Raw genomic sequence first — 19,511 nt, 5'->3', positions numbered from 1 at the left:
GATTTTCTGCCGTGCCAGCGCTGCGCCGTCGTAAAATTGCAGTTCCAAATTCACAAGGATTGCATCATGACGTTACGCGTCCGCCACCTGGCCTTGGCTGTATCGATCTGCTTCGCTCAAACCGCCGTCCATGCCGCCGTGCTGAACGTTGGGCCGGGCATGGCCTACGCACGGCCGTGCCTGGCGTTCGCCGCCGCCCGCAGCGGCGACACGGTGGAGATCGAGGCCGGCCTGTACAAGGGCGAAGTGTGCAAGATCGCCGCCAGCTTCCTCACCGTACGCGGCGTGCACGGCCGCGCGCGCATCGACGCCGAAGGGCGCGGCGCGGAAGGCAAGGGGGCCTGGATAGTCGCGGGCAACGACGTGACGGTGGACAACGTGGAAATCTTCAACACCAAGGTAGCGGACCACAACGGCGCCGCGCTGCGTATCGAAGGCAACAACTTCACGCTGAAGAACAGCTTTCTGCATGACAACGAGAACGGCGTGCTGACCGGGGCCTCGCCGACCAGCCGCATCGTGCTGGAGAACAACGAGTTCGGCCGCAATGGCGACGGCAGCGGCCAGACCCACAACATCTACGTCGGCGACGTGGCCAGCCTGAGCTTCCGCTTCAATTTCTCGCACGACGCCAACGTCGGCCACAACCTGAAGTCGCGCGCCCGCATCAATACCATCGCCTACAACCGCTTCTCCAGCCTGGCGCCGGGCGAAAAGGGCAGCACCGCCGCCGGCCGTCCCAGCTTCGAGATCGACTTGCCGAACGCGGGCCAGGCCTATGTGGTGGGCAATGTGATCGAACAGCCGGCCGACAACGACAACAACACTTTGCTGGCCTACGGCAACGAGGGGGGCGGCGCGAACGACGCGCTATACGTGCTGAACAACACCTTCCTCAACGACGACAAGCGTAACGGCGTGTTCGTGCGCGTGCATGAGCGCGTCAAGGCGCCTGCGCTGATCCAGAATAATCTATTCGTGGGGAAGGGGCAGTTGACCAACCAGGCCTCGGCCGTCTCCAGGAACAACTACGCGGCCATGGAGGTCGATTTCGTCGACCGCGCTGGCTACAACCTGGTGCCGACCGAGAACCCGAAGATCATCAACGCCGGCGCCGAGGCGCCGGTGCTGCCGTCCGGCGTGCCTCTGCGCCCGGTGATGCAGTACAAGCACGTGGCGGGCGGCATGCAGCGGCCGGTGGTCGGCGCGCTGGACATCGGCGCCTACCAGGCGGTGATCGTGGAGAAGAGCAAGAAGGCCTGGTACGAGAACTTGCTGAAGTAATCTGTGCGGCCTTCCGCCGGAGTTATTTCTTGGCGCTCAGGCATTCCTTCATGAAGGCTTTGCGTTCGTCGCCCTTCTTGCCGGTGGCGTCCGCGTTGCAGGTTTTCATTTTGGTCTGCTGCGTTACCGGCGCGGCGGCGGCTGGTTTGGCGCTCAGGCATTCCTTCATGAAGGCCTTGCGCTCATCGCCTTTCTTGCCGGTCGCATCGGCGTTGCAGGTCGCCATCTTGGATTGCTGGGAATTCTTGGGAGCGGACGCCGCTTCAGGCGCAGCGAAAGCGGAGGTGGCGAAACCGAGGGCGGCCAGAACGGCAATGATCTTCTTCATGACGTAATCCTGTAGAGTTGAGTGGCGGAACTGCTAAGGCTAACTATACGACAGTATTTCCGATTTCATGTGTTTTGGAAGCAACACAACTGAAAGGAGTGGGCTATGCAAAATATGGGCAAATGGATGATGGCGGCGGCCGCGCTGGCTGCGGCGACGCTGGCGAGTGGCTGCGGCACCAGTCAGACGGCGACGGCGCCTGCGGGCGCATCGCTGACGGACACCTCGTGGAAGCTTGCGGAACTGGCCGGCCAGCCGGGCGGCCAGCAATCGCTGACGTTCGATTCGGCGCGGGGCGTGGTATCCGGCAGCGGCGGCTGCAACAACTTCAACGGCGCCTACCAGTGGAGCGGCAAGTCGCTGAAGCTGGGACCGCTGGCCTCGACCCGCCGCGCCTGCGCGGACGAATCGGCCAGCCGCCAGGAAAATACCTTCCTGCAGGCGCTCAACGCCACGCGCACCTGGAAAGTCGAAGGAAAAACCCTGATCCTGAGCGGCGATACCGGCCAATTGGCCCGCTTCACGGCGCAGTGATCGCGGATTAAGTGCGGCGCCGTATTGCCAAGTCGTAAGCGCGATTTTTGTCCCGCTTCGCTACGCTTAAAACGAGCACAGTTACAGTCTGGTCTATGACCTCGTAGACCAGCCTGTATCCGAGATCGCGTAACTTTATCTTGTAGATGTGTTGCATGTCCGCGCCGTGCAGCCTGGCCGACGGGACGTGCGGCGCAATCAATCGCCGCGTCAGCAATTTTTTGAATTGTTCCCTGATGGAGCCATCCAGCTTCTTCCACTCCTTCAGTGCATCCTCGTTGAATTCAAGCTTATAGCTCATCCAGCGAGACCTTTACAGTCTTGCCTCCCCGTCGCTGGCGGACCACTTCAGCAAGATCCAAATCCTCCAACTGTTCAAGCAGGGCCTCAAATGCCTCGGCAGGGACCAGGTATGCGGTCGGGCGGTTGTGGTTGAGTATTGCAACCGGCATGCCGCCGGCTTCTTCGATAACCGCACCCGGATTGCGACGCAGTTCGGTAATGCTGACGGTTGTCGAAGCGAAAATGGAATTTGTGAGTGCCATACGGTTTCCCAAGAAAAGCACGTTATTTCGTGTATTAATTGGTCCAATAATATGCTTCCGTTTCGGATCGCACAAGCGGGAGTACTATTGTTGGGCTACTATTGTTGACTAATAAATCCTCTGGGGAGAAGTGATGGGCAAAGATGCGGTGTGGGCCAAGGGCGGTGCTGTAGCCGGGATGCTGCTGGCGCTGGCGTGCGGTGCTGCCGGTGCGGCGGAGGCGAACCAGCCGCTGCTGGCGAAGGCGGAGCAGGCCAGGCCGGAGGCGCTGCAGTTGCTGGAGCGGCTGGTCAATATCGACTCGGGCACGTTCAACGGCGCGGGCCTGGACCGCGTGGGCGCCGTCGTGCAGGAAGAGCTGGCCAAGCTGGGCGCCAAGGTGGAAACGTCGCCTGCCACGCCTGCGCTGAGCCGCAACATCCAGGCCACGCTGACGGGCACCGGCAAGGGCCGCATCCTGCTGGTGGCGCACATGGACACTGTCTTCGCTGACGGCGCCGCCGCCGCGCGGCCGTTCCGCATCGAGGGCAACCGCGCCTACGGCCCGGGCATCATGGACGACAAGGGCGGCATCGTGGTCGCGCTGGCGGCGCTGAAGATCCTGAAGCAGTCGGATTTCAACCACTACGCCAAGGTCACCCTGCTGCTCAATACCAACGAGGAAACCGGCTCGCGCGGCACCCGCGCGCTGATGGAAAAGCTCGCCAGGGAGCATGACGTGGCGCTGAATCTGGAACCGGGCCGGCCGGCAGACGGCCTGGTGGTGATGCGCAAGGGCAGCGGCGACATCGAGCTGGAAGTGACGGGCAAGGCCGCGCACGCGGGCGTGGCGCCCGATTCCGGCCGCAACGCGGCGATGGAGGCGGCGCACCAGATGCTGCAACTGTCCAAGCTGGCCGACAGCGGCAAGCAGACCACGGTCAATTTCACGGTCATCAAGTCGGGCGAGCGCAGCAATGTGATTCCGGACCGCGCCTTGGTACAGGCCGATGTGCGGGTGGCGGTGCCGGAGGAGTTCGACCGCGTCGAGCAGGACCTGGCGCGCATCTCGGCCAACCATCTGATTCCGGACACCAAGGTCAACGCCAAGCTGCGGCGCGGTTTCCCGCCGATGCCGAAAAGCCCGGTCACCGACGCAGTGGCTGCCAGGGTGCAGGCCGTGTACGCGGAACTGGGCCGCAAGCTGACCCTGGAAAGTTCGGGCGGCGCGGCCGATTCCAGCCTGACCTTCGCGGCCGGCGTGCCGACCATCGACGGCCTGGGCATCGTCGGCGGCGCCATCCACACGCCCGAGGAATACGCGGAAGTGGACAGCATCGCTCCGCGCGTCTATCTGCTGGCGCGGCTCATCCAGGAGTACGGCCAGCGGCCTTAGCGTGTGATTCTCGCGCAGGCGGAGCGGCCCATGCTGGCTAAGGAGCCGCGCCTGTGCGTCACGGCTTCCTCCTCAGCTTCCTCCTCAGCTTCCCCGGTAGGTAGAGTAAGACCAAGGCGAGACCACCAGCGGCACATGGTAATTCTGTGCAGGATCGGCGATGCCGAAGGCGATAGTCACCAGGTCGATAAAGCGCGGCGACGGCAGGTCCACGCCCTGTCCGGCGAAATAGTCGCCGGCGTTGAACACCAGTTCATACTGCCCGGCCTTCATCGTGTCGCCTTCCAGCAGCGGGCTGGCGCAGCGGCCGTCGGCGTTGGTGATCTCCATCTTCAGCAAGACCTTGCCTTCCGGCCGCACTTCGAACAGCGCCACTTTCACGCCCGCGCCCGGCCTGCCCGCGGAGGTGTCGAGCACGTGCGTACTGAGTTTTCCCATGATGAGTCCTATATGTGTTGAGTGAATCACGCTATCGTACAAAACCTATACTGATGTCGGCAATGCCATATATTATTGGCGGATGAGCACTTACGACAACTACCCCCGCGACATGATCGGCTACGGCCGCACCCCACCCCATGCGCAATGGCCGGGCGGCGCCCGCGTGGCGCTGCAGTTCGTTCTCAATTATGAAGAGGGCGCCGAAAACAATGTCCTGCACGGCGACCCCGCCTCCGAAACCTTCCTGTCCGAGATTATCGGCGCGGCGGCGTTTCCGACGCGCCACCTTAGCATGGAGACCATCTACGAGTACGGCTCGCGCGCCGGCCTGTGGCGCCTGCTGCGCATGTTCGAAGAGCGCAAGCTGCCGCTGACCATATTCGGCGTGTCGATGGCGCTCAAGCGCAACCCGGAGGCGGTGGCCGCCTTCCTGGAACTGAAACACGAAATCGCCTGCCACGGCTTGCGCTGGATTTCCTACCAGAACATGGACGAGGCCACCGAGCGCGCCCATATGAAGGAAGCGGTCGAGATCATCCAGGAGCTGACCGGCAGCGCGCCGCAGGGCTGGTACACGGGCCGCGACTCGCCGAATACGCACAAGCTGGTGATCGAGCACGGCGGTTTCCGCTACGACGCCGACCACTACGGCGACGACCTGCCGTTCTGGCTGCCGGTGGCGCACAAGGACGGCAGCGGCCGGGATGTGGTCAGCCAGCAACTGATCGTGCCCTACACGCTGGACACCAACGACATGCGCTTCGCCGCCATGCAGGGTTTCAACTCGGGCACGCAGTTCTTCGACTACCTGAAGGACGCGTTCGACACCCTGTACGCCGAGGGCGATCCGAATGGCTTGAACCAGCCGAAAATGCTGTCGATCGGCCTGCATTGCCGCCTGATAGGCCGTCCGGGCCGGGCCGCCGCGCTGGCGCGTTTCCTCGATTATGTGCAGAGCCTGGACAAAGTCTGGATCACGCGCCGCATCGATATCGCCGAGCATTGGCATGCGACCCATCCTTATGCCGAATAAAGCATATCCGACATCATCCGAATAATATAAGTAACGGGCGCCGTGAACTGCTAACCTTGTAATCCAGGATAACCCCCCGAGGCTACAATGTCAGAACCGATCCGCTTTTACTATCGTGGCGCCGTGCATGAAGTGAGCACGGTGTCGCCGACGCAGACCGTGCTGCAGCACTTGCGCGAGGATCTGCATTGCACCGGCACCAAGGAAGGCTGCGCCGAGGGCGACTGCGGCGCCTGCACGGTGGTGGTCGGCACCCTGGTCGACGGCCAGGTCGAGCTCAAATCCGTCAATTCCTGCATCCAGTTCACGCCCACGCTGGACGGCAAAGCCCTGTTCACCGTGGAAGACCTGCAGCAGCCGGACGGCGCGCTGCACCCGGTGCAGCAGGCGCTGGTCGAATGCCACGGTTCCCAGTGCGGTTTCTGCACACCCGGTTTCGCCATGTCCCTGTGGGGCATGTACCTCAAAAACGACGCACAGCCCTGCGCGCGCAAGGAAGTCGACGACGCCTTGTCCGGCAATCTGTGCCGCTGCACCGGCTACCGCCCCATCATCGAAGCGGCCCAGCGCATGACCGAACTGCCGAAAGTGGCGTTCGACCGCGCCGCGCTGGCGCAGCAGCTGGAAGCGCTCAAGCGCGACAAGCTGGCCACCTACAGCGTCGGCGAACGCCATTTCCACGCCCCGCGCACGCTGGAGGAACTGACCGCGCTGCGCGCCAGCCGTCCTTCCGCGCTGCTGCTGGCCGGCTCCACCGACGTCGGCCTGTGGGTCACCAAGCAGATGCGCGAACTGAACGACATCATCTACCTGGGCCACGTCGACGTGCTGAAGACCGTCAGCGACGACGGCGGCATGCTGGAAATCGGCGCTGGCGTGTCGCTGAACGACGCCTACGCGGCGCTGTGCCGGCACTACCCCGAACAGCTGGGCGAAATGTGGCAGCGCTTCGCGTCGCTCCCCATCCGCAACGCGGGCACCCTGGGCGGCAACGTCGCCAACGGCTCGCCGATCGGCGACTCCATGCCGTGGATGATCGCATTGGGCAGCGAAGTGGTGCTGCGCGGCCCGGCCGGCCCGCGCACGCTGGCGCTGGACGCTTTCTACCTCGACTACCAGAAGAAGGATCTGCAGCCCGGCGAATTCGTGCAGTCCGTGCGCGTCCCGCTGCCGCGCGCCGGCGTGCAGTTCCGCACCTACAAGCTGGCCAAGCGCTTCGACCAGGACATCTCCGCCGTGTGCGCCGCCTTCGCTTTTGCGCTGGACGGCGAGACGGTGCGCGAAGCGCGCATCGCCTTCGGCGGCATGGCGGCCACGCCGAAACGCGCCGCGCTGGCAGAGGCCGCGCTGAACGGCAAGCCATGGAGCGAAGCCAATCTGGCCGTCGCCATGGACCTGCTGGCGCAAGACTACAAACCGCTGAGCGACATGCGCGCCTCCAGCACCTACCGCATGAAGACGGCGCAAAACCTGCTGCGCCGCTTCTGGTTCGAAACCCGTGTTGACGCGCCGCTTGCGGCCAATGCCGTCAACGCCTTCGCTTGCCGCGCCTGAAAGGACCGCCATGAACCATCCCGGCGCAACGGATATCAAAGCCATGGCGTGGACCGCCGTGGGCCTGGCCAAACCGCACGAATCGGCCGAGCTGCACGTGCTGGGCCAGGCCACCTACACCGACGACATTCCCGAACTGCGCGGCACCCTGCATGCGGCGCTCGGCCTGTCGTCCAAGGCGCACGCCAACATTAGCGCCATCGATCTCGACCCGGTGCGCACCGCGCCCGGCGTGGTGGCGGTGTACACGGTGCGCGACATCCCCGGCACCAACGACTGCGGCCCCATCATCCACGACGATCCCATCCTGGTGGACGGCAAGGTGGAATACGTGGGCCAGCCCATCTTCATCGTGCTGGCGGACACGCACGACAACGCCCGCCGCGCCGCCCGCCGCGCCAACGTCAGCTACGAGGAACTGCCCGCCATCCTGACGCCGCAAGCGGCCAAGGCCGCGCAGTCCTATGTGCTGCCGCCCATGCATTTGAAGCGCGGCGACTACCAGGCCGCGTTCGAGCGCGCGCCGCGCACGGTGAAGGGCACGCTGTACGTCGGCGGCCAGGAACAGTTCTACCTGGAAGGCCAGATCGCCTATGCCATCCCGAAAGAGCAGAACGGCATGCAGATCCTGTGCTCGACGCAGCACCCGAGCGAGATGCAGCACGTCGTGGCGCACGCGCTGGGCGTGCATTCGCACAATATCCAGGTCGAGTGCCGCCGCATGGGGGGCGGTTTCGGCGGCAAGGAATCGCAATCGGCGCTGTGGTGCGCCGCCGCCGCCATCGCCGCCAGGAAGTCCGGCCGCCCGGTCAAGCTGCGCGCCGACCGCGACGACGACATGCTCGTCACCGGCAAGCGCCACTGCTTCTACTATGAATACGAAGTAGGCTACGGCGACGACGGCAAGATCATCGCCGCCAAGGTGGACATGGTCTCGCGCGCCGGCTACTCGGCCGACCTGTCCGGCCCCGTCGCCACGCGCGCGGTCTGCCACTTCGACAACACCTACTACCTGTCGGACGTCGACATCCGCGCCGCCTGCGGCAAGACCAACACGCAGTCAAACACCGCCTTCCGCGGTTTCGGCGGGCCGCAGGGCGCCATCGCCATCGAATACATCATCGACGAAATCGCGCGCGATCTCGGGCAGGACGCCTACGACATCCGCCGCCTGAATTTCTACGGCAAGGACGAGCGCAACGTCACCCCTTACGGCCAGGTGGTGGTCGACAACGTGATCGCCGAACTGACTGCGGAACTGGAGCAGAGCAGCGAGTACCGCGCGCGGCGCGCGGCGGTGGCCGCCTATAACGCCGGCAGTCCGCTGCTGAAGAAGGGGCTGGCGCTGACGCCGCTCAAATTCGGCATCGCCTTCAACGTCACGCACCTGAACCAGGCCGGCGCGCTGGTGCACGTGTATGTGGACGGCTCGGTGCTGGTCAACCACGGCGGCACCGAGATGGGGCAGGGGATCAACACCAAGGTGCTGCAGGTGGTCGCGCATGAACTGGGGCTGGACCTGGAGCGCGTGCGCATCACCGCCACCGACACCAGCAAGGTCGCCAACACCTCCGCCACCGCCGCCTCCACCGGCGCCGACCTGAACGGGAAGGCCGCGCAGGACGCCGCGCGCCAGATCCGCGAACGGTTGGCCGTCTTCGCGGTCAAGCAGTACGGCGGCGACGCGGCCGAGGTGCTGTTCTACGATAACCGCATCCACGTCAACGGCCACGCCTTGCCCTTCCCGGAGCTGGTGCAGAAGGCTTACCTGGCGCGCGTGCAGTTGTGGTCGGACGGCTACTACGCCACGCCGCACCTGCACTGGGACCCGAAGACCATGACCGGCCATCCCTTCTCCTACTACGCCTACGGAGCGGCCGTGTCCGAAGTGGTGGTCGATACGCTGACCGGCGAATGGAAACTGCTGCGCGCCGACGCGCTGTACGACGCGGGCCAGTCGCTAAATCCGGCCATCGACATCGGCCAGGTGGAGGGCGCCTTCATCCAGGGCATGGGATGGCTTACCACCGAAGAACTGTGGTGGAACGCGGGCGGCAAGCTGATGACGCACGCGCCGTCGACCTACAAGATTCCCGGCGTGTCCGACTGCCCGGAAGACTTCCGCGTGCGCCTGTTCCAGAACTGCAACGTCGAGGACAGCATCCACCGTTCCAAGGCCGTGGGCGAACCGCCGCTGCTGCTGCCGTTCTCGGTGTTCTTCGCCATCCGCGACGCCGTTTCGGCCGTCGGCGGCCACAAGATCCATCCGCCGCTGAACGCGCCGGCGACTTCCGAAGAAATCCTCAAGGCCATTACCGCTGTTGAAGCGGCAATGAAATAGTATGAGCGACTGGCTGACAGATCCCAAGGCACCGGCGGTGCTGATTACCGTGGCGCGCGTGGACGGCTCCGGTCCGCGCGAGGCCGGCACCAAGATGCTGGTGACGGCGGACCATGAATTCGACACCATAGGCGGCGGCCACCTGGAAATGCGCGCCATCGACATCGCGCGCGAGATGCTCACCGGCCAGGCCGTGCGCTACGAGCGTTTCGCGCTCGGCCCCAGCCTGGGGCAGTGCTGCGGCGGCGTGGTCTACCTGCTGTTCGAACGCGTCGATACGCGCCTCGGCGCCGTCATGGCGGCCCTGCGCGAGCGCCGCCGCGAGGACTGCTGGCGTTTGACCGCCATCGATGGCCCGGCCTGCGTCGCGTTGTTCGACATGCACGGCCAGCCGCTGTCGGCGGCGAAACCCGGCCCTGCCGCCGCCGCCACCATCGCCGCCACCGCCGCCACCGCCACCGCCACCGCTACCGCCGTCAGCGCCACCGCCGTCACCGCCGCCACCGCCACCGCCACGGCTACCGCCGTCAGCGCTACCGCCGTCACCGCCGCCGCCACCAGCGTGGCCGCCGCGCATGGGGCCGCTACCGCGCCGTTGGCTACGCCGATGGCCGACCCGCTGTCCGCGCCGGCCTTCGCGCGCGACCGTGGCGCGCACCTGATGCAGGACGAAGCAGGGCGCCGCTGGATGGTCGATCCCATCCTGGCCCCGCGCGCGCACCTGACCTTGTTCGGCGCCGGCCACGTCGGCGCCGCCATCGTACGCGCGTTGGCCGAACTGCCATGCACCGTGACCTGGGTCGATGAACGCGAAGACATGTTCCCGGCCGACATCCCCGCCAATGTCACGGTGGAAGCGAGCGAGTGGCCGGAAGCCTGCGTGGCCGACGCGCCGCCCAACAGCAGCTATCTGGTGCTGACCCATAACCACGCGCTCGACCAGCGCCTGACCGAAACCATCTTGCAACGCAAGGACGTTTACTGGTTCGGCCTGATCGGCTCCAAGACCAAGCGCATGCAGTTCGAACACCGGCTGCAGGCCAAAGGCATCGCCCAGACCCGCATCGACGCCATGGTGTGCCCGATCGGTATCGCCGGCATAACCAACAAGGCGCCAGCCGTCATCGCCGCTTCCGTGTGCGCCCAGCTGCTGGGCGTGTGGGAAGAGCAGGAGTCCGAGCGCCTGCCGAAGCCGCTGAGCCAGACAGCAACCCTGCTGCGCGCAGCCGGTTCCACGCAATACAAGATCTAGAGACTCCTATGCAAACGACCCAGGTGCAAGCCTACCGCGCAGGCTTGCTGCACTTCCACGCCGATCCAGCGTTTACGCCGGACGCCCACCACTGGCACGAGGACGGCCTGCTGATCGTCGCAGACGGAAAAGTGCAGGCGGCAGGCGACTACGCGGCGCTGCACACCACGCTGCCGGCGGGCACGGTGGTGCACGACTACCGCGGCAAGGTGATCACGCCCGGCTTCATCGACACCCACGTGCACTATCCGCAGACCGACATGATCGCCTCGCCGGCGCCCGGCCTGCTGCCTTGGTTGAACACCTACACCTTCCCGACCGAGCGCCAGTTCGAAGACCCGCTGCACGCCGCCGCGACGGCCGAATTCTTCCTCGACGAGTTGCTGCGCTGCGGCACCACCACTGCCATGGTGTACTGCACCGTGCATCCGCAATCGGTTGACGCCTTCTTCGCCGCCAGCGAAAAGCGCAACTTGCGCATGGCCGCCGGCAAGGTGCTGATGGACCGTCACTGCCCGACCTTCCTGCAGGACTGCGCCGAAACCGGCGGCCGCGAAAGCGAAGCGCTGATCCAGCGCTGGCACAAGCGCGGCCGCGCGCTGTACGCCATCACGCCGCGCTTCGCGCCCACTTCCACCGAGGCGCAACTGGCGGTGGCGGGCGAGCTGGCGCGCGCCTATCCGGACACCTATATCCAGACCCACGTGTCCGAGAACGAGGACGAAGTGAAGTGGGTGAAGGAGCTGTTCCCGGGAGCGCGCAGCTACCTGGACGTGTACGACCAATACGGCATGCTGCGTCCGCGCGCCATGTACGGCCACTGCATCTGGCTCGACGAGGGCGACCGCCGCAGGATGGCGGAGACACAGGCCGCCGCCGCCGTCTGCCCGACCTCCAACCTGTTCCTTGGCAGCGGCCTGTTCGACTTCGAACGCGCCGACGAAGCGGGCATGCTGTTATCGCTGGCGACCGACGTGGGCGCGGGCACTTCCTTCTCCATGTTGCAAACCATGAACGAAGCCTATAAAGTAGCGCGCTTGAAGGGCAGTTATCTGCCGGCGCTGCGCATGTTCTACCTGGCCACGCTGGGTGCGGCCCGCAGCATGCAGCTGGAAGGCACGATAGGCAGTTTCGCGGCAGGCGCGGAGGCGGACTTCGTGGTGCTCGACCCGCAGGCCACGCCGCTGCTGGCGCGCCGGACGGGCCACACCGAAAGCCTGGAAGAGCTGCTGTTCGCGCTGGCCTTGCTGGGCGACGACCGCACCGTGGCCGCGACCTATGCGGCAGGCGAGCAGGTCCACCAGCGCCTGGCCTGACGCCGCAGCATTGTCGTTCCGCATCGGCGGACCGCCGTGCACACGGGAACCCATACGCCGCCTTGAGCCATGCGTTGCATGGACTCCTGTGTGCAAGGCGTACGCCAATGCGGAATGCCAAGCTAGCGCCCTTCGTTGATGTTCAATCTAACCGAGGGCACCTGATGACGCACACTTTCCCGAAACTGATGATGGCGCTGGCCGTGGCGGCCGCTTGCAATGCGCACGCGCAAAAGGCCGCGCCGAACGCCAGCGAAGAGGCCACCAAACGCCACTTCGCTTCCCTGGTTTCGGGCGGTCAGCCGAAGTCCGCCGAGCTGACCCTGTTCTTCACCATGATGCCCAAGGGCGGCGACCTGCACCACCACTATTCCGGCGCGATCTACGCCGAGCAGTTTCTGCAATGGGTGGACAAGCAAAACTACTGCGTCTACAAGAACACCTATCAGATCGAAACCGACGCCGGCAAGCTGGCGCTTGAGCGCGTCGCTACGCCAGCCGCGCGCACCTGCCTGTCGGGCGTAGCGGTCATGCAGGACAACAGCATGCTGGCCGAACTGCTGCAACGCTGGGGCACCAAGGACTTCTACAACCATAGCGGACAGCAAACCCCACCCGACCGCACCTTCTTCGATACCTTCGGCTACTTCAACCCCGTCGCTTCGACCAACACGGCCGACGGCCTGCGCACACTGAAGCAGCGCGCCATCAATGAAAACCTGAGCTACATCGAAACCGTGTTCGAACTGGCGCCCTTCACCGCCAACGCGGACTTCGACAAAGCCGTACTGGCCCCGGGCATGGACGGCGCCGCGATGAACGCGCACTTGAACGCCCAGCTGGAAGCGCTGCTGCCCCTGCTGGACAAGGACGCCGGCTGGACCGGCTGGCTGGGCGCCTACAAGGCCAACATCGACACCGCCACCGCCGGCATCGACGACGAACAGTTCACCATGCGCTACCAGCCTTTCGTGCTGCGCTTCCTGTCGCCGTCGCAGGTGTTTTCGTCCATGGTGTCGGCCTTCAAGCTGGCGAGCGAGAACCCGAAAGTGGTGGGCGTGAACATCGTCGGCCAGGAAAGTACCTATGTATCGATGCGCGACTACAAGCTGCACATGCAGATGTTCAAATTCCTGAAAGCGAAGTACCCGGACGTGAAACTGGCGCTGCACGCGGGCGAACTGGCGCTGGGCATGGTGCCGCCTGAAGGCCTGCAGTCGCACATCGCCGACGCCATTGATGTGGCCGGCGCCAGCCGCATCGGCCATGGCATGGACATTGCGCACGAGGGCAATGCATTGGCCACCATGAAAAAAATGCGTGACCGCGGCATCGCCGTCGAAGTGAACCTGACCAGCAACGATTTCATTCTCGGCATCAAGGGCGATGCCCATCCCGTCACGCTGTACCGCAAGTACGGCGTGCCCTTCGTCATCTCGACCGACGACGCAGGCGTGTCGCGCAACAACCTGGCCAACGAATATGTGCTGTTCGCCAGCCGCTACAAGACCAGTTATGCGGAAGTAAAGAAATTGTCATACGACAGCATCCGTTACAGCTTCCTTGCCGCAGCAGACAAGGAGCGCCTGCTGCGCGCCCTGGCCGTCAAATTCTCGCGTTTTGAGGCGGATGTTGCGTCTTCGCTGCACAATGCGGCGCATTGATGGTGATTATGACCCGGTAACCAAGCCGTACGAAGCTTTGCAAGCCAAACTGATCGTTTGGCAAAATGGTTGATTTGCAATATTTTTTTGAAAACTTTGTGGTTTGGTAGCAACACATGGGGCGCTTTTCTGCGCCCCTTTTTCATTTTGGCCATGAATTAATTTCAGCCAACTTTATAATTCCGGCTAATTTCCCATTCCATATCCAGTCGGCCGACTAAAACCGGCCGATTTATATATTTATGGTCTGAATCCGCGAGGAAAAACGAATTTGTCATGCATTTTTGCTTCATGCATAGTGAGATCAGCATTACAAAAATACCATGTTGCGCGACCGTCGTACCCGCTGTAGCGGTGTCACGTTCTTGAAACATTGCATATATAGACTCACTCGTTTTTCGCTACAGAGCATCTCTCCCGGTGCCAGGCACACGTGGCGCACCGGTCGGCAAGTTTGCAGCAAAGTAAAGAGGAACGCCCGGCCAGCCTACAGGACGGCTGACAGCGCTTCAATAATATTAGTCTTTTTTGGGGTTATACAATGATCAAGCATCCACGGCTACGGTTGACGCAAATCGCGCTCAGCCTGTCCATCGCGCTCGCGGCGCCGGCATACGCTCAGAACACCACGTCGGCCATCGGCGGCCGCATTTCCGGTGTCGACGGCAAACCTGCAGGCGGCGCGACTATCACGATCTTGCACACCGAATCCGGCTCCACGAGCAACGTGGTCACGGACGCGGAAGGTCGTTATGTCGCACGTGGCTTGCGCGTGGGCGGCCCGTACACGATCACCATCACCAAGAACGGCGTGACCGAGAAGCGCGAAGGCGTGTTCGTCCAGCTGGCCGAAACGGCCAACGTGGATGCCACCCTGGGCGGCGAAGCCATTCAAACCGTAACCATCGCCGGCGTCGCTGGCGGCCGTTCCGACAAGTTCTCGAAGACCTCGATGGGCGCGGGCACCAGCATCTCCGCCACCGAACTGGCGATCCAGGGTTCGATCAACCGCAACCTGCAGGATTACGCCCGCAGCGACCCGCGCGTTTCGCAGACCGACAAGGAACGCGGCGAAATGTCCGTGGCCGGCCAGAACGCGCGCTACAACTCGCTGACCATCGACGGCGTGTCCGTCAACGATACCTTCGGGCTGGAAGCAAACGGCTCGCCAACGGCCAAGCAGCCGATCTCGATCGAAGCGATCCAGTCGGTGCAGATCAACGTGGCCAACTACGATGTGACCCAAAAGGGCTACACCGGCGGCAACATCAACGCCGTCACCAAATCGGGCACCAACAAGGTCAAGGGCAGCGTCTACTACGTGTTCCGCAACGACGCGCTGGCAGGCGACCGCTACAACGCGACCAACGACACCTACGCGCCACCTGCGCCGTTCAAGGAAACCACGAAGGGCTTCACCGTCGGCGCGCCTATCATCAAGGACAAGCTGTTCGTCTTCGCCAACTACGAGAAGCTGCAGTCGAGCCGCTCGGCGCCGGCCTTCGGCCCGCTGGGCAGCGAGAAGACCAACGTCGGCGTGACGCCGGCCGCGATCGCCGCCGCGCAGCAGATCGCCAAAGACCGGTACGGCATGGATATCGGCACCTCGGAAGTGCCTGCCGGCACCGCGCTGAACGTCACGGACAAGCTGCTCAAACTGGACTGGAACATCAGCGACGACCACCGCGCCATGTTCCGCTACTCGAAAACCGAGCAGGCTGAGCCGATCTTCCCACTGCTGAGCGCCACCGGCGTTTCGTTGAACTCGACCTGGTACAACCAGGAAAAAGCCATCGAGACCATGGTTGCGCAGTGGACCGCCGACTGGACCCCGACTTTCTCGACCGAGTTCAAGGTATCCTCGCGCGATTACGATTCGGAACCGAAAGTGAACGCGAAGATGCCGCTGGTCGGCCTGCAGTTCTCGGGCGCGCTGCCTGCCGGTTCGCCAGCCAACCTGTCGACCGCCAACCGCTTCATCAACTTCGGTACGGAAAACAGCCGCCAGCGCAACATCCTGGGCACCAAGACCAAGGACGCTTACCTGGGCGCCAACTGGTCGCTGGGCGACCATGAAGTGAAATTCGGCGGCGACTACCAGGACAACAAGGTGTACAACGCCTTCCTGCAGAACGTCTTCGGCAATTACACCTTCGGCTGCATCAACAATATCAAGTACAACGGCATCACCGGCGTCCTGCCGACAGCCAACGTCACCTGCGCCAACCTGACCCCGGCACAGATGGAACAGTCGGTGCTGGAGAACTTCAGCCGTGGCCGTCCACTGTCTTACCAGACCCAGGTGGCCAACGCCGGCCTGACGCTGGACGACGCAGTAGCCCAGTTCAGCATGAAGAATTACGGTATGTTCGTGCAGGATACCTGGACCGTCAACCCGCGCCTGACCGTGAGCGGCGGCGTGCGCGTGGACGCGAACCGCATGGGCGACCGTCCGCTGGCCAATGCGGTCGTGGCTACGCCTATGATCCCGCGTACTACCGCAACCGGCCGCCAGACCGGCGGCTATGGCCTGGATAACACCAACACCTTCGACGGCCAGAACCTGGTGCAGCCGCGCGTCGGCTTCAATTACACCTTCGACAGCGTGCGTCCGATGCAGGTTCGCGGCGGCGCAGGTCTGTTCCAAGGCGCTGCAGCGACAGTTTGGGTATCGAATGCGTTCTCGAACCCTGGCGTGGTCACCAAGACCGTCGGCTGCGGCATTTCCGGCTATGCAGCTTGCGACAACACCGATGGGCGTTTCAGCGCGGACATCAACAAGCAGCCAAACAACTTCGTCGGCACGCCGCCGGCGGCCAACGTCGACATCCTTGCGCCTGGCCTGCGCCAGCCGTCGGTCTGGAAAGCGAACATCGCGTTTGAACATGAACTGCCGTGGTACGGGATTGTATTCGGTGCCGAGTACCTGAAGATTGACGTCAAGGACGGTATCTACTACCAGAACTTGAACCTGGGTGCGCCAACCCGTACCGGTAGCGATGGCCGGGAACTGTACTATACCCAGCAAGCCTATAACACCAAGTGCTGGACCGCGACCACGAGCGCGACCGCCATCACCAACGGCACGGATTGTACCGGTCTGCGTGCAAAGTCCGGCTCCAACCAGAGCTTCAACAACGTGATTCTGGCGGCCAAGACCAAGCAAGGTGGTTCCAACCTGCTGACGATGTCGCTGAGCCGTCCGATGACCGCCGGCTTCGGCTGGTCGGTGTCCTACACCTACACGGAAGCGAGAGAAGTGTCGCCGCTGACTTCCTCGACTTCGAACTCGAACTGGGCTGGCCGTGCGGTATTCAACCCGAACGAAGAAGTCAAATCGAACTCGAGCTACCTGGTGAAAGACCGTATCAACGCGCTGGTCAACTTCCAGAAGCGTTTCTTCGCCTCGTACAAGACCTCGTTTGGCCTGTTCTATGAAGGCCGTGCCGGCAAACCGTACAGCTGGACCGTCAACAACGACTTGAACGGCGACGGCCTGGGCGGCAACGACCTGATGTACATCCCTTCCGCACCAGGTGCTGGCGAAGTGGTGTTCAGGGGCGACACCGCAACCAGCCATGCCAACGAAGACAAATTCTGGTCCATCGTCAACGACAACAAGGTGCTGAAATCGGCCGCCGGCAAAGTGGTCGGCCGCAACACCGACTTCGCGCCATGGACCAACAGCTTCGACATGCGCGTCAGCCAGGAGATCCCGAGCTTCATCAGCGGCCACAAAGCGCTGTTCACGCTCGACATGTTCAACGTCGGTAATATGCTCAACAAGAAGTGGGGCCGTATCAATGAAGTGGGTTTCCAGTCAAATGGCGGCCAGGCTCGCAGCTTCGTTGACTTCGTCGGCATGGAAGGCAACAAGTACGTCTACCAGCTGCGCGACAAGGTTGAAGACCTCGACGTGCGCCAAGCCAAGGGCGAATCCCAGTGGGCCATCCAGGCTACCGTCAAGTACGAGTTCTAAGCTCGTCGCTTAAGTAGTCCGAATGAACGGCTGGTGGCGACACCAGCCGTTTTTTTTTGGGTCCGCATTTACTCTGTAACGTAACGTTTCGCTGCCCGTCCAGCCCGCCGACGCGCGGCTGCGGAGCGGTACAATAGTCACACCTGTTTCTCAATTTACGATGAAAATTTCCCTCCAATTTCCAACGGTGGCACTGGCAATGGCGGCCGCGCTGCTGTCGGGCTGCGCCGCCATCCGTCCAGCCACGGTGGTGGACATCAACCTGGCCACGCTGAACGACTTCCACGGCTACATCGAAGCGAGCAAATTCAACTACACCGACGCCGGTGGAGAGGCCCGCAGTGAACTGGCCGGCGGCATCGATACCATTGCCGCCGCGCTGAAGGCATGGCGCAGGGAAGATCACGAATTGCTGCTGGTGGGGGCCGGCGACCTGATCGGCGCCAGTCCGGCCATCTCGTCGATGTGGGCCGACGAAACCACGCTGGGCGCGCTCAACCTGCTGGGCCTGAACGTGACTTCGGTCGGCAACCACGAATTCGACGCCGGCCGCGCCGAGCTGCTGCGCCAGCAGAAGGGCGGCTGCGCGTCGCCGCGTCCGGACAAGGCGTGCAAGTTCACGCCTGTCTACCCCGGCGCCAAATTCCAGTACCTGGCTGCCAACGTGGTGGACATGGTCACCAAAAAGCCTTTCCTGCCGGCCTACCGCATCGAAGAGGCGCACGGCGTGAAGATAGGCTTCATCGGCGCCGTGCTGAAAGACACCGCCGACGCGGTGCTGGCTTCCGGCATCGCCGGCCTGCAGTTCGAGGACGAAGCGCAAGCCATCAACCGCGTGCTGCCGGAACTGCGCGAGCAGGGCGTGAACGTGTTCGTTGTCCTGATCCACCAGGGCGGACGTACGACGGCCGCGCTGAACCAGCCGGACTGCCCCAACCTGCAGGGCGAGATCGTGGACGTGGTCAAGCGCCTCGATCCGGCCATCCGCGTCATCGTCAGTGGCCACTCGCACAAAGGCTATTTGTGCCGCGTGGACGGCCGCCTGGTGACGCAGGCCGAGACGGCCGGCCATGTGATGTCGCGCATCCGCCTGCGTGTGGACAAGGCCAGCAACACGCTGCTAGACAGCAGTGCGCGCAACGAGGTCATGACGCAGAACCGCCACGCGGCCGATCCGGCCATGGCCGCCTATCTGGCCAATGTGCGCCAGCGCAGCGCCGAGGTGCTGGCCAAACCGGTCGCCCGCCTGGCGGTGGGCAGGGTGGGGCGCACAGAAGCGGACGATATCGACGAGTCTGCGGTGGGCGACCTGGTGGCCGACTCCATGCTGCACGCGGCCAAGTCTTTTGGCGCGCAAATCGCCTTTATGAACCGGGGCGGGCTGCGCAACGATTTGCTGGCGGGAGCGGACAATATGGCCACGCTGGGCCAGCTGCAAATGGTGCTCCCGTTCGGGAATACGCTGGACGTGATGAACCTGACCGGCGCGCAGCTCCGCGCGCTGCTGGAAGAGCAGTTCCTGCAGGGCCGCAACGTCACGCGCGGCATGTTGCAGTCATCGGACGGCTTCACCTACCAGTGGGACCCGAAGCAGCCCGGCGGCCAGCGCGTGGTGCCGGGCAGCCTGTTGCTGCATGGCGTGCGCGTCGAGGACGGTGCCAGCTACCGCGTGGTGACCAACCACTTCCTGTCCGAGGGCGGCGACTACTTCCCGACATTCGCCCGCGGTACCAACCGCGCACCAACCTCCATCCGCGACATCGACGCGCTGGCTGCCTACCTGGCGCAGCGCGACCGTGATGGCAAGCCGGCCGGGTCCGCCGTGTCGGCGGGCCGTATCCAGCGTCTCAAATAAGCAAGGAAAT

The 19,511-nt window shown here is 63.6% G+C and carries 15 protein-coding genes; 11 read left to right on the top strand and 4 right to left on the bottom strand.

The features are described 5' to 3' along the window. Positions 1-66: 66 nt before the first annotated feature. Complete coding sequence (locus ACSQ8Y_RS19000) at positions 67-1,284, top strand: hypothetical protein (protein WP_436267995.1); 1,218 nt, start codon at positions 67-69, stop codon at positions 1,282-1,284. 22 nt (positions 1,285-1,306) lie between these two features. Here the strand turns inward: ACSQ8Y_RS19000 and ACSQ8Y_RS18995 are convergent, their stop codons facing one another. After that, positions 1,307-1,612 (bottom strand): PsiF family protein, encoded by a 306-nt coding sequence (locus ACSQ8Y_RS18995; protein ID WP_436267994.1) that lies wholly within the window; start codon positions 1,610-1,612, stop codon positions 1,307-1,309. 105 nt (positions 1,613-1,717) lie between these two features. On the opposite strand from ACSQ8Y_RS18995, the gene ACSQ8Y_RS18990 reads away from it, so the two are divergent. Beyond that, positions 1,718-2,146, top strand: a complete 429-nt coding sequence (locus tag ACSQ8Y_RS18990) for an META domain-containing protein (RefSeq protein ID WP_436267993.1) — start codon at positions 1,718-1,720, stop codon at positions 2,144-2,146. Between the two features lie 7 nt (positions 2,147-2,153). Here the strand turns inward: ACSQ8Y_RS18990 and ACSQ8Y_RS18985 are convergent, their stop codons facing one another. Together ACSQ8Y_RS18985 and ACSQ8Y_RS18980 are read right to left on the bottom strand one after the other, a co-directional pair. After that, positions 2,154-2,447, bottom strand: a complete 294-nt coding sequence (locus ACSQ8Y_RS18985) for a type II toxin-antitoxin system RelE family toxin (RefSeq protein WP_436267992.1) — start codon at positions 2,445-2,447, stop codon at positions 2,154-2,156. Continuing rightward, a complete protein-coding gene (locus ACSQ8Y_RS18980) occupies positions 2,437-2,691 on the bottom strand; it encodes a type II toxin-antitoxin system prevent-host-death family antitoxin (RefSeq protein WP_436267991.1) in 255 nt (84 codons plus the stop codon). Before ACSQ8Y_RS18980 ends, ACSQ8Y_RS18985 begins: the two co-directional genes overlap by 11 nt. Positions 2,692-2,824: 133 nt before the next feature. Between ACSQ8Y_RS18980 and ACSQ8Y_RS18975 the strand changes: the two genes are divergently transcribed. Beyond that, positions 2,825-4,066, top strand: coding sequence for a glutamate carboxypeptidase (locus tag ACSQ8Y_RS18975; protein WP_436267990.1), 1,242 nt, complete (start codon positions 2,825-2,827; stop codon positions 4,064-4,066). Positions 4,067-4,150: 84 nt separating this feature from the next. Here the strand turns inward: ACSQ8Y_RS18975 and uraH are convergent, their stop codons facing one another. After that, positions 4,151-4,504: a hydroxyisourate hydrolase gene (gene uraH / locus ACSQ8Y_RS18970; RefSeq protein ID WP_436267989.1), complete on the bottom strand. Its 354-nt coding sequence runs from the start codon at positions 4,502-4,504 to the stop codon at positions 4,151-4,153. Positions 4,505-4,586: 82 nt separating this feature from the next. Between uraH and puuE the strand changes: the two genes are divergently transcribed. The 8 genes from puuE (at position 4,587) to ACSQ8Y_RS18930 (ending at position 19,501) form a co-directional block, all read left to right on the top strand. Next, positions 4,587-5,540: an allantoinase PuuE gene (gene puuE, locus ACSQ8Y_RS18965; RefSeq protein WP_436267988.1), complete on the top strand. Its 954-nt coding sequence runs from the start codon at positions 4,587-4,589 to the stop codon at positions 5,538-5,540. 87 nt (positions 5,541-5,627) lie between these two features. Continuing rightward, complete coding sequence (xdhA, locus tag ACSQ8Y_RS18960; protein WP_436267987.1) at positions 5,628-7,094, top strand: xanthine dehydrogenase small subunit; 1,467 nt, start codon at positions 5,628-5,630, stop codon at positions 7,092-7,094. Positions 7,095-7,104: 10 nt separating this feature from the next. Further along, complete coding sequence (gene xdhB, locus ACSQ8Y_RS18955; protein ID WP_436267986.1) at positions 7,105-9,435, top strand: xanthine dehydrogenase molybdopterin binding subunit; 2,331 nt, start codon at positions 7,105-7,107, stop codon at positions 9,433-9,435. Position 9,436: 1 nt separating this feature from the next. Continuing rightward, positions 9,437-10,687 carry a xanthine dehydrogenase accessory protein XdhC gene (gene xdhC / locus ACSQ8Y_RS18950; RefSeq protein ID WP_436267985.1) on the top strand — a complete coding sequence of 417 codons (1,251 nt, stop codon included), beginning with the start codon at positions 9,437-9,439 and terminating at the stop codon, positions 10,685-10,687. 8 nt (positions 10,688-10,695) lie between these two features. Then, complete coding sequence (gene guaD / locus ACSQ8Y_RS18945; RefSeq protein ID WP_436267984.1) at positions 10,696-12,003, top strand: guanine deaminase; 1,308 nt, start codon at positions 10,696-10,698, stop codon at positions 12,001-12,003. Positions 12,004-12,167: 164 nt separating this feature from the next. Then, positions 12,168-13,667: an adenosine deaminase gene (locus ACSQ8Y_RS18940; RefSeq protein WP_436267983.1), complete on the top strand. Its 1,500-nt coding sequence runs from the start codon at positions 12,168-12,170 to the stop codon at positions 13,665-13,667. Positions 13,668-14,208: 541 nt separating this feature from the next. Beyond that, positions 14,209-17,646: a carboxypeptidase regulatory-like domain-containing protein gene (locus ACSQ8Y_RS18935; protein ID WP_436267982.1), complete on the top strand. Its 3,438-nt coding sequence runs from the start codon at positions 14,209-14,211 to the stop codon at positions 17,644-17,646. A gap of 160 nt (positions 17,647-17,806) precedes the next feature. Then, positions 17,807-19,501: a bifunctional metallophosphatase/5'-nucleotidase gene (locus ACSQ8Y_RS18930; protein WP_436267981.1), complete on the top strand. Its 1,695-nt coding sequence runs from the start codon at positions 17,807-17,809 to the stop codon at positions 19,499-19,501. Positions 19,502-19,511: the final 10 nt, after the last annotated feature.

Source organism: Pseudoduganella sp. LjRoot289 (genome assembly GCF_964252925.1).
GTDB lineage: Bacteria > Pseudomonadota > Gammaproteobacteria > Burkholderiales > Burkholderiaceae_D > Rugamonas.
Note: the sequence above shows the minus strand (reverse complement) of the source record. Positions and strands in the feature narration are given on the sequence as shown.

What these genes read in the sequence shown, in the direction of transcription:
- ACSQ8Y_RS19000 (WP_436267995.1), top strand. Translation starts at nt 67, where the DNA reads ATGACGTTACGCGTCCGCCACCTGGCCTTGGCTGTATCGATCTGCTTC.
- ACSQ8Y_RS18995 (WP_436267994.1), bottom strand. Translation starts at nt 1,612, where the DNA reads ATGAAGAAGATCATTGCCGTTCTGGCCGCCCTCGGTTTCGCCACCTCC.
- ACSQ8Y_RS18990 (WP_436267993.1), top strand. Translation starts at nt 1,718, where the DNA reads ATGCAAAATATGGGCAAATGGATGATGGCGGCGGCCGCGCTGGCTGCG.
- ACSQ8Y_RS18985 (WP_436267992.1), bottom strand. Translation starts at nt 2,447, where the DNA reads ATGAGCTATAAGCTTGAATTCAACGAGGATGCACTGAAGGAGTGGAAG.
- ACSQ8Y_RS18980 (WP_436267991.1), bottom strand. Translation starts at nt 2,691, where the DNA reads ATGGCACTCACAAATTCCATTTTCGCTTCGACAACCGTCAGCATTACC.
- ACSQ8Y_RS18975 (WP_436267990.1), top strand. Translation starts at nt 2,825, where the DNA reads ATGGGCAAAGATGCGGTGTGGGCCAAGGGCGGTGCTGTAGCCGGGATG.
- uraH (WP_436267989.1), bottom strand. Translation starts at nt 4,504, where the DNA reads ATGGGAAAACTCAGTACGCACGTGCTCGACACCTCCGCGGGCAGGCCG.
- puuE (WP_436267988.1), top strand. Translation starts at nt 4,587, where the DNA reads ATGAGCACTTACGACAACTACCCCCGCGACATGATCGGCTACGGCCGC.
- xdhA (WP_436267987.1), top strand. Translation starts at nt 5,628, where the DNA reads ATGTCAGAACCGATCCGCTTTTACTATCGTGGCGCCGTGCATGAAGTG.
- xdhB (WP_436267986.1), top strand. Translation starts at nt 7,105, where the DNA reads ATGAACCATCCCGGCGCAACGGATATCAAAGCCATGGCGTGGACCGCC.
- xdhC (WP_436267985.1), top strand. Translation starts at nt 9,437, where the DNA reads ATGAGCGACTGGCTGACAGATCCCAAGGCACCGGCGGTGCTGATTACC.
- guaD (WP_436267984.1), top strand. Translation starts at nt 10,696, where the DNA reads ATGCAAACGACCCAGGTGCAAGCCTACCGCGCAGGCTTGCTGCACTTC.
- ACSQ8Y_RS18940 (WP_436267983.1), top strand. Translation starts at nt 12,168, where the DNA reads ATGACGCACACTTTCCCGAAACTGATGATGGCGCTGGCCGTGGCGGCC.
- ACSQ8Y_RS18935 (WP_436267982.1), top strand. Translation starts at nt 14,209, where the DNA reads ATGATCAAGCATCCACGGCTACGGTTGACGCAAATCGCGCTCAGCCTG.
- ACSQ8Y_RS18930 (WP_436267981.1), top strand. Translation starts at nt 17,807, where the DNA reads ATGAAAATTTCCCTCCAATTTCCAACGGTGGCACTGGCAATGGCGGCC.